Below are 13,985 nucleotides of genomic sequence, written 5' to 3' on the forward strand. Positions count from 1 at the left end.
CCTTCTCGCCGGTGTCATCGTTGACCTCCTCCATCTGACTCGTCATCGTGCAGAGCCGCACCTTCCGGGAAGGGCAGCCGCGGATCGATCGGCTGTGCCGACCAGGAATCGCGCACCCACGCGTGGTCCGGATCATCGGAGATCAGCCATTGCCGCTGCGGATCCGGCCCCGCCATCACGTTCAGGTAGTACAGGTCGTAGCCGGGGGCTGCGACGGCAGGGCCGTGGTAGCCGTACGGCACCAGGGCGATGTCACCGGAGTGCACCCTCGCATCGATCTCGATCTCCCCCGCCGGCGAGGAGTAGGTGCTGAAGAGTCCGAAGGCGGCGTCCGCCCCCTGCAGCGATCCGTGCACCGACCGATCGGTGCGTGCCGCCTCGAAATAGTAGATCTCCTCGAGTCGGGATTCATGCCCCGGCACGTGCTCGTCGTGCTTGTGGGGAGGATAGGACGACCAATTGCCGGCGGGAGTGATGACCTCGCACACGATCAGCCGTGCCGCATCGAGCGCCTCCGGTGTGCCGAAGTTGTGCACCTGCCTGCTGGACGATCCGGCACCTCGAAGCTCGACCGGAGTCTCGCTCGCCGCGATCCGGCGCGAGGGCCGTCGTTCGATCGTGGGCGACGAAGCGACGGCGAACCGGCCGATTCCACGCACCGTGGCCGCGGCGAACGAGGAGAGGTAGAGGACATCCGTCGGACCGTCGAACACCGAGCGTCGCCCCACGAGCTCGATCGTCGACGCCGCACCTCCCTCGATCACCTCCACCGAGAAGCGGCCGGCGAGCGGAACCACGATGCGCTCCTGCCCGGCCTCCGGCACGGCGAGAGACTCCCCGTCTGCCACTGCGCCGATGCGGAGGCCCGTGTGCTGCCAGCCCGGGAGGCCGTCGTCGACGACGCTCTCCCACTCCCCGGCGGCCAGTGCGCCACGACGGTGGAACCACCGCGCTTCCCTGGCCGCGCCGTCATCCGCATGCCTCTCGACGTTCATGCGCACCTCAGCGGTTCTGCGGGAATCCGAGGTTGATGCCCTCGTGCGTCGCCGGGTCGAGCCAGCGGCTGGTGACCGCCTTCTCCCGCGTGAAGAACTCGAACCCGTGCACACCGTACGCCTTCGCATCGCCGAACAGCGACGCCTTCCATCCCCCGAAAGAGTGGTAGGCGACCGGAACCGGGATCGGGACGTTGATGCCGATCATGCCGACCTGCACCTCGCTCTGGAAGCGCCTGGCCGCACCGCCGTCGTTCGTGAAGATCGCCGTGCCGTTGCCGAACTCGCCGGAGTTGATCAGGTCGAGCCCCTTCTGGAACGTCTCCACGCGGACGATCGAGAGCACCGGCCCGAAGATCTCCTCCCGGTACGCCCTCGATGTGAGCGGGATCTCGTCGATCAGCGTGGGCCCGAAGAAGAAGCCGTCCTCATGCCCGTCCACGACGAGACCCCGGCCGTCGACCACGATGCGCGCGCCGTCGGCCGCGGCGATGTCGACGTACCCGGAAACCCTCTCGCGGTGCGCACCGCTGATCAGAGGTCCGAGGTCGGGCTCCCCGTCCGGCCCCCCTGCGCCGTCCCCGACGCGCAGCTGGGAGATCCGCTCGGTGATCTTCTCGATGAGCCTCTCGGCCACCGGCTCCACGGCGATCAGCACTGAGATCGCCATGCATCTCTCGCCCGCCGCACCGTACCCCGCGTTGATCGCCTGATCGGCGACGAGGTCGAGGTCGGCATCGGGGAGCACGAGCATGTGGTTCTTCGCCCCGCCGAGTGCCTGCACCCGCTTGCCATGACGCGATGCGGTCTCGTAGATGTACTGGGCGATCGGCGTCGACCCCACGAACGAGATCGACTGCACGAGCGGGCTCGTGAGCAGCCCGTCGACGGCGAGCTTGTCGCCCTGCAGCACGGTGAAGACCCCGTCGGGCAGCCCGGCCTCACGCCACAGCTCAGCCATCCACAGTGCCGCGGACGGATCCTTCTCACTCGGCTTGAGCACCACGGCATTGCCGGCCGCGATCGCGATCGGGAAGAACCACATCGGCACCATGACCGGGAAGTTGAACGGACTCACGATACCGACGACGCCCAGCGGCTGCTTGATCGAGTAGACGTCGATGCCGGTGGAGACGTTCTCGGAGTACGCCCCCTTGATCAGGTGTGGGAACCCGGTGGCGAGCTCGACCACCTCCTGACCGCGGAGGATCTCGCCCATCGCGTCGGAGAGCACCTTGCCGTGCTCGCGCGTGACGATCTCGGCGAGCTCGCCCTTCTTCGCGTTGAGCAGCTCGCGGAAGGCGAACAGCACTGCCTGGCGCTTGGCGATCGACGTGCTCCCCCAGGCACGCTGTGCGCGGTCCGCGGAAGCGATCGCCTCCGCGATCTCGGATTCGTCGGCCAGGGCGACCTGCCCGATCACCGCTCCCGTCGCCGGGTTGAAGACGTCGGCTGTGCGACCGCTCGTCGACGAACGCGGCGCTCCGTCGATCCAGTGGCCGATCTGCGGCACACCCCCCACGGGAGGGGTCGCCGCTGTGCTGGTCGTCTCGATGGTCATGTGTGCTCCTCAGATCAACGTGGGGTGGACGAGCCGTGCCGCGATGTCGACGGCCGCAGCGACATCGCCGTCCGGAGGGTAGAGCAGCGTGCGACCGGCGGTCAGGCCCCGCACGCCGGAGAGCGACAGGGCGTCCTCCCAGGCGGCGAAGGTCTCGTCCGGTCCCTCAGGCGAATCACCGCCGAGGAGCACGGTCGGCATGGTCGTCGCCGCCATCACCCGCTCCATCTCGGGGACGACCGGCAGTTTCATCCAGGTGTATGCGCTGCTCCCGCCGAGCCCGGCGGCGATCGCGATCGAGCGGATGACAGCATCCGAGGTGAGGTCGTTCACGACGTGGCCGTCCTTCCATTCGCTCACGAACGGCTCGAGCATGATGGGCAGTCGTGCGGCGGCCGCCTGGGTCACGGCATGTGCCGTCGCCTCGAGGGTCGCCGAGGTGCCTTCGTCATCGAAGTTGATGCGGATCAGGGTCTTCGCGAAGTCGAGCCGGGACTCGATGATGCTCGGCACGTCGTAGGCGGTGAAGCGATCATCCATCTCGAAGGTCGCGGAGCGCAGGCCGCCGCGGTTCATCGACCCGACGACGACCTTGCCCTCGAGCAGACCGAGGGCCGCGAGATCGTCGATGATGTCGGGCGTGCCGAGCACCCCGTCCACACCGGGACGGGCGAGAGCCGTGGCCAGCCGGTCGAGCAGGTCATACCTGTCCGCCATCGCGGTGGCATCCGCCCCGACCGCCAGCGCACCCCGCGCCGGGTGGTCAGCGGCGACGATGAACATCCGGTCGTCGGAACTCAGGACCTCCCGCCGGGTGCGGGTGCGCAGGGCGTCGGCGATCTCGTAGGGTCGCCGGGAACGCACCTCCCGCAGGCGTGCGAAGTCGGATGCCGTCAGCATGCCGCTCATGTCACTTCCCCCCTGCCATCGCCGCGTCGACCTCGACGGTCGTCGGCATGGCCGTCGAGCACTCCAGCCGCGAAGCGACGATCGCCCCCGCTGCATTCGCGAATCGGATGATCTGCTCGAGCCCCCACCCGCTCAGCAATCCGTGGCACAGCGCTCCGCCGAAGGCATCGCCTGCACCGAGCCCGTTCACGACATCGATGCGCAACGGCGGTACCTCGACCGACTCGTCCCGCGTCTTGGCCAGAACGCCGCGCGGTCCCTGCTTCACGATCGCGAGTTCGATGCCGCGCTCCAGCAGCGCGTCGGCGGCTCGATGCGGATCGGTCTCCCCGACCGCGACCTCGCATTCCTCGCGGTTGCCCACGGCCACGGTCACCCCGTCGAGCGCGGCGCCGACCTGCGCCGACGCCTCGGACGGATCGCTCCAGAACATCGGACGGTAGTCGAGGTCGAGGACCGTGAACCGTGCGCGCCCCCTCGCCTCGAGCGCGGCGAAGTGCGCCGAGCGGCTCGGCTCCTGGCTGAGTCCGGTGACGGTCAGCCAGAGGAGATCGGTGGCGCGCACGGCGTCCAGGTCGATCTGGGCGATGTCGATGTTGAGGTCCGGCGCCTTCGGGTCGCGGTAGAAGTACAGCGGGAAGTCGTCGGGCGGGAAGATCTCGCAGAACGTCAACGGCGTCTTCATGCGAGGATCCACGACGACCCGGGAACGATCGACGCCGAGACGATCGAGCTCCCGATGCAGGTAGCGCCCGAAGGGATCATCGCCGACGCGGGAGACCAGAGCCACCTGGTGACCGTGCCGAGCCGCCGCGACCGACACGTTGGCCGCGCTGCCGCCGAGATACTTGCCGAAACTCGTGACGTCTTCGAGGACCACACCGCTCTGCAACGGGTAGAGATCGACCCCGAGACGTCCGAAGGCGATGATCTCGGGTGCGTTCTGCGTAGCGGTCATGCGCGCGAACACCTCTCTGTACGGCTCTCTGTACGAGCATCGGCCTTGATGCTTGAATGTCCTAACAATAACACATGGATGGATCTGTGCAAGGGACCAGGGGCAACGCCGACACGGACGTAAGATTGTCGGAACATGGCCCCGCGAGCGCGTGGGCCGGGGAGGGAACGATGGCCGGCGACGAGCCCCATTGGCCGGCCGAACTGTTCGCCGACCTCGACCGCACCGGCCCCGTGCCGCTGTACTACCAGGTGTCCAGCCGCCTCGAATCGGCGATCCACTCCGGAGCGATCCCCGCCGGTGCCCGCCTCGAGAACGAGATCGCGATCGCCCAGCGCCTGGGCCTCTCACGCCCCACTGTGCGCCGCGCGATCCAGGAGGTCGTCGACAAGGGCCTTCTCGTGCGTCGCCGAGGCATCGGCACCCAGGTCGTCCAGGGCCAGGTCACCCGCCAGGTCGAACTGACCAGTCTCTATGAGGATCTGCAGGGCTCGCATCACGAGCCGGGCACCCGTGTCCTCGCCCACGAGGTGGTTCCCGCCTCCGATGTGGTCGCGAGCGGTCTCGGTGTCGCCCCGGGGGATGAGGTCGTCTACATCCGCCGTCAGCGAAGCACCGATGGGACACCGGTGGCCGTGCTGGAGAACTACCTCCCTCCGGAGTTCCGCGACATCACGACAGATGACCTCGGCACCCGAGGGCTGTACCAGATCCTCCGCGCACGAGGCGTCACGATCCGCATCGCGAAGCAGAAGATCGGCGCGCGTCGCGCCGAGGGGGACGAGAGCGGGCTGCTCGACATCGACGACGGCGGGCCCGTCCTCACCATGGAACGCATCGCCTTCGATGACTCCGGGCGAGCGATCGAATATGGAAACCACTGCTACCGACCCGACATGTACAGCTTCGAGACGACCCTCGTCGCGAAGTAGCGCACGTCCCGGGCGCTTCGAATCGGAGACGCTCACTCGGGGGAAACGGCGGCATGCCGGTACTCGATTCCGGACTCGGCCCCTCCTCCAGGTACCGTCGGACGGCAACCGTCGACGAGGACCGGAGGAAGAAAGTGACGAAGCAGCACACGGGGGGTACCGGAAGCGAGCGCGACACCGCCGCAGACGGAGAGGAACAGCATCTGCGGCGAGCGCTGAGCAACCGCCACATCCAACTGCTCGCGATCGGCGGGGCCATCGGCACCGGGCTGTTCATGGGCAGCGGCAAGACCATCTCGGTCGCGGGCCCCTCGGTGATCTTCGTCTACATGATCATCGGCTTCATGCTGTTCTTCGTCATGAGGGCGATGGGCGAGCTGCTGCTGTCGAACCTGAAGTACAAGTCGTTCAGCGACTTCGCGAGCGACCTGCTCGGCCCGTGGGCGGGCTTCTTCACGGGGTGGACCTACTGGTTCTGCTGGGTGGTCACCGGCGTCGCCGACGTGATCGCGATCGCGGGATACACGGATGCGCTCATCCCCGGAATCCCCCTGTGGATCCCCGGCGTGCTGGTGATCGTCATCCTGCTCGCCCTGAATCTCCCGACCGTCGCCGCGTTCGGCGAAATGGAGTTCTGGTTCGCGCTGATCAAGATCGTCGCGATCGTGGCGCTCATCATCACCGGACTCGTGATGATCTTCACCGGATTCCAACACGACGCCGGCACCGCGAGCTTCTCGAACCTGTGGGACAAGGGCGGCATGTTCCCGCACGGATTCATGGGTTTCGTCGCGGGCTTCCAGATCGCGGTGTTCGCGTTCGTCGGCATCGAGCTCGTGGGCACCGCAGCGGCGGAGACCAAGGACCCGAAGCGCAACCTGCCCAAGGCCATCAATGCGATCCCGATCCGTGTGCTGCTGTTCTACGTGGGCGCGCTCATCGTGCTGATGGCGGTCACCCCGTGGACCGAGTACGTCGCCGGCGAGAGCCCCTTCATCGCGATGTTCGCCCTCGCCGGACTCGGCATCGCCGCGACGGTGGTGAACCTCGTGGTGCTGACCTCCGCCATGTCGAGCGCGAACTCCGGCATCTACTCGACCTCGCGCATGGTGTTCGGTCTCGCACAGGACGGCGACGCCCCGCGCATGTTCGCCCGCCTCTCGCGCCGCCGGGTGCCGCAGAACGCACTGTTCCTGTCGTGCATCCTGCTGTTCTCCGGCGTCGTGCTGCTCTACGCGGGCAAGGACATCGGTACCGCGTTCGACATGGTGACCACGGTCTCGGCCCTGTGCTTCATGTTCGTCTGGACGATCTTCCTGTGCAGCTACCTCGTGTACCGCCGCACCCGCAAGGACAAGGTCGCCGCGTCGACCTTCCGGCTGCCCGGCGGTGTGTTCATGGTCTACGTGGTGCTGGCGTTCTTCGTGTTCATCCTGTGGGCGCTCACGACCCAGCCCGACACGCTGACCGCGCTGCTCGTGACGCCGATCTGGTTCGTCGTGCTGCTCGTGGCCTGGCTGTTCGTGCGCCGCTCCCCGAACCACCTGGCCCGGCACGCGGCGCACATCGCGCACCTCCGCGACGACTCGGTCGAGGCGGACTGACTCCGGCCTCGGGCGGTCTCTGTTCACAACTCAGGAACTTCGTCGGGCACCGGACCGGATCACGGGGACACGGCTGTCCGGACCTGACGTTCCTGAGTTGTGAACGCCGTCAGGCCGAGACGGCCGGGGCGGCCGCAGCCGGGGCGGCCGCCGGGGCGGCGGGCTTCGTCGCGAACAGACGCTTCCGCAGGGCGAGGAACAGCAGCACCATACCGGCGCTGAGCAGGATGTGGCCCAGCCCCGCGATGCCCGCGATCATGCTCGACGACTCCTGCCCGAGCACCGTGAGGCAGCCGTGCCAGATCATCATGGCCGACGTGAGCACCAGGCCCGCGTTGTACAGCCAGAAGAACCAGCCGAACAGGCGGCTCTCGGAGAGCGCGAACGCCTTCTCGAGGAGCAGGACGATCAACAGCACGATGAAGCCCAGCACGAGCAGGTGCGTGTGCACGAGCCCGAGCTGCGTCGCCTCCCCCTCGGGGAAGCCGTTGATCTTGGTGAACTCTCGGTAGAAGAGTCCGGAGGCGACGCCCGCGATCATGGAGGCGAACGCGGCGGTGAAGAGTCTGCGCATCGGAAATCCTTTCGGTCTGATTCCAGCCTCGGCGTCGCGGCCGTTCCGGGGATCCATCGAACGGTTGACAGGGTCGAGCCCCGCGCACGCGGCCCGCGCCAGGGGGCGACTCGGAGCAGACCGGACTCAGAGCAGACCGGACTCGCGTGCGATGGCGATGGCACGCGCCCGGTTGTCGGCGCCGAGCTTCTCGAACACGTGCACGAGGTGGGTCTTGACGGTGGCCTCCGTCACGAACAGCGTCTTGGCGATCTCGCGGTTCGACGCCCCGGTGTCGAGCAGCCGGAGCACCTCCAGCTCACGGCCCGTCAGCCGCACCCGCGGCGCGCGCATGACCTGCACCACCCGCTCGCTGAGCTCCGGGCTGAGCACGAGTCCGCCGGATGCGGCCTGCCGGATCGCACGCACGATCTCGTCCGGGGCGACATCCTTGAGCAGGTACCCCGCCGCTCCCGCCTCGATCGCACCGAGGATCTCGGCGTCGCGATCGAATGTCGTGAGGATCAGGACGGCCGGGGCCGGATCCTGCGTGCGCAGGGCGGCGGTCGTCTGCACGCCGTCCATGCCCTCACCGAGCCGCAGGTCGCACAGCACGACATCGGGATGCAGGTGCCGAGCGAGAGCGAGCGCCTCTTCTCCGGACGCCGCCTCACCGACCACCTCGACGTCGTCACGGTGGTCGAACAGCGAGCGCACACCGGCGCGGACGATGGGATGGTCATCGACGAGCAGCACGCGCACCGGGGTCATCCCTGTTCTCCGTTCCGTCGCCCCTGAGCGGCGCGGCCCAGAGGGATGTGCGCCGAGAGCGCGGTGCCGTCGCCAGGGGCGCTCTCCACGTCGAGCCCTCCGCCGAGCTCCCGCAGGCGCGCACGCATCGAGCGCAGTCCGTAGCCGCCGCCGCGGCTGCCGACGCCGCCCTGGGCGTCCCAGTGCCGGGCGTCGAATCCGATCCCGTCGTCGACGATGTCGAGGCGCACCGCATCGCCCGCATCGGCCAGGGTGACCACGACACGGGAGGCCGATGCGTGGGAGCGGACGTTCGCCAGGGCCGACTGCGCCGTCCGCAGCAGGGCCACCTCGGCGTCGATGCCGAGCGACGGCAAGTCGTCGTCGGCGTGCAGAGCGGCCTCGATCCCGGTCTCCTCGGTGAGGCGCTCCAGCATCCGGGCGAGGGCGTCGCCGAGCGCCGTCGACTCCAGCTCCGCCGGCGCCAGGGCGTTCACGATGCGCCGAGCATCCGCCATCCCCTCCGCAGCCAGGGCGCCGATCTGCTCGAGAGCGCGCATGCGCTGCGACGGATCGTCGACCTCCAGGGCCGAACGCGCCAGCATCCCGATCGACGACACGCTCTGCGCGACGGTGTCGTGGATGTCGCGCGACACCCGGGTGCGCTCGGCCGTCGCCCCCGACTCGCGCTGGGTGCGGGCGAGCTCGTCCTGCAGGGCGGCCATCTCCTCCTGGGTCGCAACCAGCGAGGCGATCAGTCGACGGCGCTCGCGCCCGTCGCGGACGAGCTCGAGGTACCCGCGCGAGATCCCCAGCGCGAAGACGCCGCCCACGAGGGGACCGATCACGTTCGCGTAGGTCGTGGTGCCGGTGTGCAGCAGCGGAGCGGTCACCACCACGGCGAGGACCACGACGCTGAGCAGCAGCGCCCACCGCAGGCGCATCACGAATCCGGCGAGCAGCCACAGCGGGAAGGCGAGCCACACGAACTCCGGCGAGACCACGACCGCGCCGAGCCAGATGAGGGTCAGCCCGAGCAGCCACCAGGTCGCGAGGCGACGGTCGGCGGTGCGTTCGCCGAGCAGCAGACCGCCGCCGTACCAGCCGAGGAAGACGAGCGAGAGGGCGAGGACCCACGGCAGCGGCACACCGTCCGCCGCGGCACGCCACGCACCGACCACGAGCAGCACGACCGTGATGACGGCCTGACCGATCCGGATGGAACCGACCAGGCTCGCCCACGTGCGCGGCGCGCGGATCCCGGCCGCGGAATCGACGCGGCCGGAACGCTCAGTCCGCGTCTGCGGAGATGGCGACTGCGGCATCTTCGTATTCTCCCCCGTGCGGCCGGTGTCCGTGTCGATCCGCGTGTCGATCCCCGCGGGATCCCGCACCCCCGGCCTTCCGCGGCCACCACATCCGCTCGCCGACGATCGCGAAGATCGCCGGGACCACCAGGGTGCGCACGACGAAGGTGTCGACGAGCACGCCGATCCCGACGATGAGGCCGATCTGCCCGAGCGTGACCAGGGGCAGCAAGCCCAGCGCGGCGAACACGGCCGCGAGCACGACACCGGCGCTCGTGATCACGCCGCCCGTCGCGGTGAGGGCGCGCACCATCCCCTGCCGCGTGCCGACCGTCCGTGCCTCCGTGCGCGCGCGATGGACGAGGAAGATCGTGTAGTCGATCCCGAGCGCCACCAGGAACAGGAACGACAACAGGGGCACCTGGAGGTCGAGCGCGTCCCACCCGAACACGACCCTGCTCAGCCAGGTGCCGGCGCCGATGGCCGCGACCGCGCTGAGGATGTTCACCGCGAGCAGCAGCACCGGCGCCACCAGGGAGCGCAGCAGCACGATCAGCACGAGCAGACTGACGGCGAGGACGAGCGGGACGACCAGCAGCAGGTCGCGCCGATTGCCCTCGCGCGCATCGAGATCCGCCGCCACCGGACCACCCACCACGGCGTCGGCATCCGGCACTGTCTGCACGGCCCCTCGAACCGCGCTCACCAGGTCGAGGCTCGAGGGCGTTCCGGGCGCCGGCTCACCGACGACGAGCAGACGGGTGAGCGCTCCGTCGCTGCTCTCCCCCGTCGCCGATACCCGGAGCACACCCGGCACGTCGTCGATCGCGGCGACCAGCGCATCGGCCTCCGCCGTATCGCCGATCACGATCATCGGCTGTGCCTCCCCGGCCGGGAAGTGATCGCCGAGCACCGTGAGACCTGCGGCCGACTCGGACACGACACGGAACTTCTCGACCTGGGTGAGCCCGACGGACGCTCCGGCGAGCCCACCGGCGAGAACGCCGAGCAGCGCGAGTCCGCCGACCAGCGGCACCCACGGGCGCCGGGAGACGCGTTGAGCCACCGCACCCCACACGCGGCCCGTGGCCGCGATATCCCCCACGCGCGGCGCGAACGGCCAGAACAGTCGACGGCCGCACACGGCGAGCGCCGGTGGCAGCACCAGGAGCACGGCGGCGAGCGCGATCAGCAGGCCCACGGCAGAGGCGATGCCGAGCCCGCGCGTTCCCGGGATCACCGCGAGGGCGAGAGTCGACAGCGCCAGGACCACGGTGACGTTCGAGGCGACGATCGCGGGGGCGGTGGCACGCCAGGCAGCGACCAGGGCGCGGCGATGATCGGTTTCGCGGGCGAGTTCTTCGCGGTAGCGCGAGATGAGCAGGAGGGCGTAGTTCGTTCCGGCACCGAAGACGAGCACGCTCACGATCCCGGAGTCGAACTGCAGCCCGAGCCCGGCGCCGATCGCCGCGGTCGCCTTGTTGGCCAGCTGATCGGCGAGGGCGACCACGATGAGGGGGATCATCCACAGCACGGGCGAGCGGTACGTGACGATGAGCAGCAGGGCCACGATCCCGAGGGTCACCATCAACAGCGTGAAGTCCGCGCCGTCGAACGCGGAGGCGACGTCCACACCGAACGCGGGCCCGCCCGTGACCTGCACGTGCATCCCGGTGAGGGGATGCACCGCCACGGTGTCGCGCAGACCGTGCACGGCGTCAGCGGCGGCGTCGTCGTCGTCCAGGGTCAGCGTCGCCTGGATGACCGCGGCCTCGCCGTCGTCGCTGACGATCGGACCGTGGGGGGCGTGCCCGGTCTCCGCTTCGACTTCGCCCGAGAGCGCACCGAGGGCGGCGAGGTCGGCATCGCTGAGCTGCGCGTCGTCCTCACGGGAGGCGACCAGCAGTACCGTGTGCTCGTCCGCGTCGGGGAACTGCTCGGCGAGGAGCGCGGCCTGCGCGGATTCGGAATCCGGCGGAGCCACGTCGTTGCCTGCCGGGACCGATGCCCGTCCGAGCACGCCGAGGAGGGCGGTGAACGCGACCGCCGCGATCAGCAGGGAGATCCATCCCCCGCGACGAGAGGTGAGCCACAGCGGAAGGGAGCGGAGGGTGCGGAGCATGACTCCAGTCCAGCCGCCCTCATCCTCGGCCGGATCGCGCAGGGGGCGGAGACGGGTCTCCACCCTTCGATGGATCCGCGCGGCGCGCAGGAGGGTCCGGCAGCGGCCTCCTGCCGAGAGGGGCTCCCGTCAACGGGGTTCCACCAGACCCTCCCCCGTCGCCGCACGTGCGCGTAGCGTCGGGTCCAGGCCGCCGATCCGTCCGCGGCCGCGACGAAAGGACCACTCATGCACACGCGCACTCTCGGACAGGGCCTTCAGGTCTCGGCGGTCGGACTCGGCTGCATGGGCATGTCACAGAGCTACGGCCCCAATCCGGGTACCCGCGACGACATGATCGCGGTGCTGCGCTCGGCGGTCGATCACGGCGTCGACTTCTTCGACACCGCCGAGGTGTACGGACCGTATGTGAACGAGGAGCTCGTGGGCGAGGCACTCGAGCCCATCCGCGACCGGGTCGTGCTCGCGACGAAGTTCGGGTGGGATATCCAGGACGGCAAGAGCGTCGGCCTGAACAGTCGACCCGAGCAGATCCGCCGGGTGGCCGAGGCATCGCTGCGGAGTCTGCGCTCCGACGTGATCGACCTCTTCTACCAGCACCGTGTCGATCCCGATGTGCCGATCGAGGACGTCGCCGGCACGGTCGGCGAGCTGATCGCCGAGGGGAAGGTGCGCCACTTCGGGCTCTCCGAGGCGTCGGCCGAGACGATCCGCCGCGCGCACGCCGTACATCCCGTCACCGCGCTGCAGAGCGAATACTCCCTGTGGACCCGCGACCCCGAGGCTGAGATCCTGCCGGTGCTCGCCGAACTCGGCATCGGATTCGTGCCGTTCAGCCCGCTCGGCAAAGGTTTCCTGACCGGCACCGTCGACACCGCGTCCGACTTCGCGGCCGGCGACATCCGCGCCACGATTCCGCGCTTCACGGCAGAGAACCGGGCCGCGAACCAGGCGCTCGTGGCGCACGTCGCGCAGTTGGCCGCCGCCAAGGACGCCACGGCCGGCCAAATCGCGCTGGCCTGGCTGCTCGCCCAGCAGCCGTGGATCGTGCCGATCCCCGGCACCCGGCGCACCACCCGCATCGCGGAGAACGCCGCGAGCACGGCCGTCGCACTCTCGGCCGACGAGGTCGCCGACCTCACTGCCCTCGCGACACGCATCGGCGTGAGCGGTGACCGCTACAACCCGCAGCAGATGGCGTTCGTCGATCGTTGAGCCTCCCGCGGCATCGGTATCGTGAGGCGGGTGACCGCCGCCCGCAGCTACCCCGCGACCATCGCGGCTGCCGTCGAGCATGAGACCGTCATCCGCAAGTCACGCTTCCTCACGCGGATCGAGCCCGTCACCTCGGTCGAGCAGGCCGAGGCCGTGATCGCCGGCATCCGCAAGAAGGCGTGGGATGCCAACCACAACTGCACGGCGATGGTGACGGGTCTGCTCGGCGATCAGGCGCGGTCGTCGGATGACGGCGAACCGTCCGGCACCGCGGGCATCCCGATGCTCGAGGTGCTGCGTCGGCGCGGACTGACCGACGTGGTCGCGGTCGTGACACGGTACTTCGGCGGGGTGAAGCTCGGAGCGGGTGGCCTGGTGCGTGCATACTCGTCAGCGGTGTCGGAGGCACTCGACCTGGCCGCGCTCGTGCGGCGGGCGGCATTGCGCCAGGTGACGTTCGAGGTGCCGCACGCCGACGCCGGTCGCTACGACAACCTGCTGCGCGAATGGGCGGCGCATCACGGCGCGACGCTCGGCGAGCCGACCTACGCGACGACAGCCACGCTCGAGCTGTGGGCACCGGAGCCGGAGCTCGCGCACCTCACGGACGACCTCGCCGCCGCATCGGGCGGCGGGATCGCACCCGTCCTCGGCGTGGAGCGCATCGTCGACGTGCCCGCCTGACGCCCCCGGCATCGGGAGAACCACAACGGCCGCCGGATATCCTGGATGCCGCGGTCGCGGAGGGAGAGCGATGTTCGACAGTCCGCTCTCGGCTTCGGCCTACGAGATCCTCGACGTCGACCCCACGGTCGACGAGGTCGAGTTGCGCCGCGCCTATCGCCTCCGCCTCCGGCAGACGCACCCCGATACCGGTGGAGATGCGGCGATGTTCATCCAGGTGCAGCGCGCGTGGGAGCTGGTCGGCACCGTCGAGAGCCGCGCCGCCTACGACCGCCGCTCCGGTGTGGCAGGAGCGACGGCCGCCGAGCCCGGGACCGAGTGGAGCGGTTCGCGCCCGACCGCCGCCCCCACCGACACCCCCCCCCGCGCCCGGTCCTACGGGCCCCCCCGCGCCT

The 13,985-nt window shown here is 69.4% G+C and carries 13 protein-coding genes; 5 read left to right on the top strand and 8 right to left on the bottom strand.

Annotated features, from left to right (window positions below; translation table 11 throughout):
- Positions 1-14: 14 nt before the first annotated feature.
- The 4 genes from iolB to iolC are packed head-to-tail and all read right to left on the bottom strand — an operon-like array spanning position 15 to position 4,423.
- Complete coding sequence (gene iolB / locus B2869_RS11270) at positions 15-995, bottom strand: 5-deoxy-glucuronate isomerase (RefSeq protein ID WP_292766475.1); 981 nt, start codon at positions 993-995, stop codon at positions 15-17.
- 7 nt (positions 996-1,002) lie between these two features.
- A complete protein-coding gene (locus B2869_RS11275; RefSeq protein ID WP_292766478.1) occupies positions 1,003-2,556 on the bottom strand; it encodes a CoA-acylating methylmalonate-semialdehyde dehydrogenase in 1,554 nt (517 codons plus the stop codon).
- Positions 2,557-2,565: 9 nt separating this feature from the next.
- On the bottom strand, positions 2,566-3,465 hold the full coding sequence (locus B2869_RS11280) for a Cgl0159 family (beta/alpha)8-fold protein (protein WP_136024699.1): 900 nt from the start codon (positions 3,463-3,465) through the stop codon (positions 2,566-2,568).
- Position 3,466: 1 nt separating this feature from the next.
- Positions 3,467-4,423: a 5-dehydro-2-deoxygluconokinase gene (gene iolC, locus B2869_RS11285; RefSeq protein ID WP_292766482.1), complete on the bottom strand. Its 957-nt coding sequence runs from the start codon at positions 4,421-4,423 to the stop codon at positions 3,467-3,469.
- A gap of 170 nt (positions 4,424-4,593) precedes the next feature.
- Here iolC and B2869_RS11290 point away from each other — a divergent pair, with 170 nt between their 5' ends.
- Together B2869_RS11290 and cycA are read left to right on the top strand one after the other, a co-directional pair.
- Complete coding sequence (locus B2869_RS11290; RefSeq protein WP_136024701.1) at positions 4,594-5,355, top strand: GntR family transcriptional regulator; 762 nt, start codon at positions 4,594-4,596, stop codon at positions 5,353-5,355.
- Between the two features lie 134 nt (positions 5,356-5,489).
- On the top strand, positions 5,490-6,959 hold the full coding sequence (gene cycA, locus B2869_RS11295) for a D-serine/D-alanine/glycine transporter (protein WP_292766486.1): 1,470 nt from the start codon (positions 5,490-5,492) through the stop codon (positions 6,957-6,959).
- Between the two features lie 109 nt (positions 6,960-7,068).
- Here the strand turns inward: cycA and B2869_RS11300 are convergent, their stop codons facing one another.
- The 4 genes from B2869_RS11300 to B2869_RS11315 form a co-directional block, all read right to left on the bottom strand.
- Complete coding sequence (locus B2869_RS11300) at positions 7,069-7,533, bottom strand: DUF2871 domain-containing protein (RefSeq protein ID WP_292766489.1); 465 nt, start codon at positions 7,531-7,533, stop codon at positions 7,069-7,071.
- A gap of 126 nt (positions 7,534-7,659) precedes the next feature.
- Complete coding sequence (locus B2869_RS11305) at positions 7,660-8,283, bottom strand: response regulator (RefSeq protein ID WP_029260668.1); 624 nt, start codon at positions 8,281-8,283, stop codon at positions 7,660-7,662.
- Positions 8,280-9,587, bottom strand: a complete 1,308-nt coding sequence (locus tag B2869_RS11310) for a sensor histidine kinase (protein ID WP_292766493.1) — start codon at positions 9,585-9,587, stop codon at positions 8,280-8,282. Before B2869_RS11310 ends, B2869_RS11305 begins: the two co-directional genes overlap by 4 nt.
- The gene (locus B2869_RS11315; protein ID WP_292766496.1) at positions 9,553-11,691 is read right to left on the bottom strand and encodes an MMPL family transporter; all 2,139 of its coding nucleotides are present in this window, start codon (positions 11,689-11,691) and stop codon (positions 9,553-9,555) included. The genes B2869_RS11310 and B2869_RS11315 overlap by 35 nt, the downstream gene beginning before the upstream one ends.
- Positions 11,692-11,919: 228 nt before the next feature.
- Between B2869_RS11315 and B2869_RS11320 the strand changes: the two genes are divergently transcribed.
- The 3 genes from B2869_RS11320 to B2869_RS11330 form a co-directional block, all read left to right on the top strand.
- Positions 11,920-12,906: an aldo/keto reductase gene (locus B2869_RS11320; RefSeq protein ID WP_136024706.1), complete on the top strand. Its 987-nt coding sequence runs from the start codon at positions 11,920-11,922 to the stop codon at positions 12,904-12,906.
- A 30-nt stretch (positions 12,907-12,936) separates the two neighbouring features.
- Positions 12,937-13,590 (top strand): IMPACT family protein, encoded by a 654-nt coding sequence (locus tag B2869_RS11325; protein WP_292766501.1) that lies wholly within the window; start codon positions 12,937-12,939, stop codon positions 13,588-13,590.
- 70 nt (positions 13,591-13,660) lie between these two features.
- Positions 13,661-13,985: DnaJ domain-containing protein (locus B2869_RS11330; protein ID WP_292766504.1), on the top strand; the 325-nt coding region annotated here is incomplete at its 3' end.

This window comes from Microbacterium sp. UBA3486, from assembly GCF_002377845.1.
Taxonomy (GTDB): domain Bacteria; phylum Actinomycetota; class Actinomycetes; order Actinomycetales; family Microbacteriaceae; genus Microbacterium; species Microbacterium maritypicum_A.

Excerpts from the sequence above, each read along its gene's own strand:
- B2869_RS11305 (WP_029260668.1), bottom strand. The coding sequence starts at position 8,283 with ATGACCCCGGTGCGCGTGCTGCTCGTCGATGACCATCCCATCGTCCGC.
- B2869_RS11315 (WP_292766496.1), bottom strand. The coding sequence starts at position 11,691 with ATGCTCCGCACCCTCCGCTCCCTTCCGCTGTGGCTCACCTCTCGTCGC.
- iolC (WP_292766482.1), bottom strand. The coding sequence starts at position 4,423 with ATGACCGCTACGCAGAACGCACCCGAGATCATCGCCTTCGGACGTCTC.
- B2869_RS11300 (WP_292766489.1), bottom strand. The coding sequence starts at position 7,533 with ATGCGCAGACTCTTCACCGCCGCGTTCGCCTCCATGATCGCGGGCGTC.
- B2869_RS11280 (WP_136024699.1), bottom strand. The coding sequence starts at position 3,465 with ATGAGCGGCATGCTGACGGCATCCGACTTCGCACGCCTGCGGGAGGTG.
- B2869_RS11310 (WP_292766493.1), bottom strand. The coding sequence starts at position 9,587 with ATGCCGCAGTCGCCATCTCCGCAGACGCGGACTGAGCGTTCCGGCCGC.
- B2869_RS11275 (WP_292766478.1), bottom strand. The coding sequence starts at position 2,556 with ATGACCATCGAGACGACCAGCACAGCGGCGACCCCTCCCGTGGGGGGT.
- B2869_RS11290 (WP_136024701.1), top strand. The coding sequence starts at position 4,594 with ATGGCCGGCGACGAGCCCCATTGGCCGGCCGAACTGTTCGCCGACCTC.
- iolB (WP_292766475.1), bottom strand. The coding sequence starts at position 995 with ATGAACGTCGAGAGGCATGCGGATGACGGCGCGGCCAGGGAAGCGCGG.
- B2869_RS11320 (WP_136024706.1), top strand. The coding sequence starts at position 11,920 with ATGCACACGCGCACTCTCGGACAGGGCCTTCAGGTCTCGGCGGTCGGA.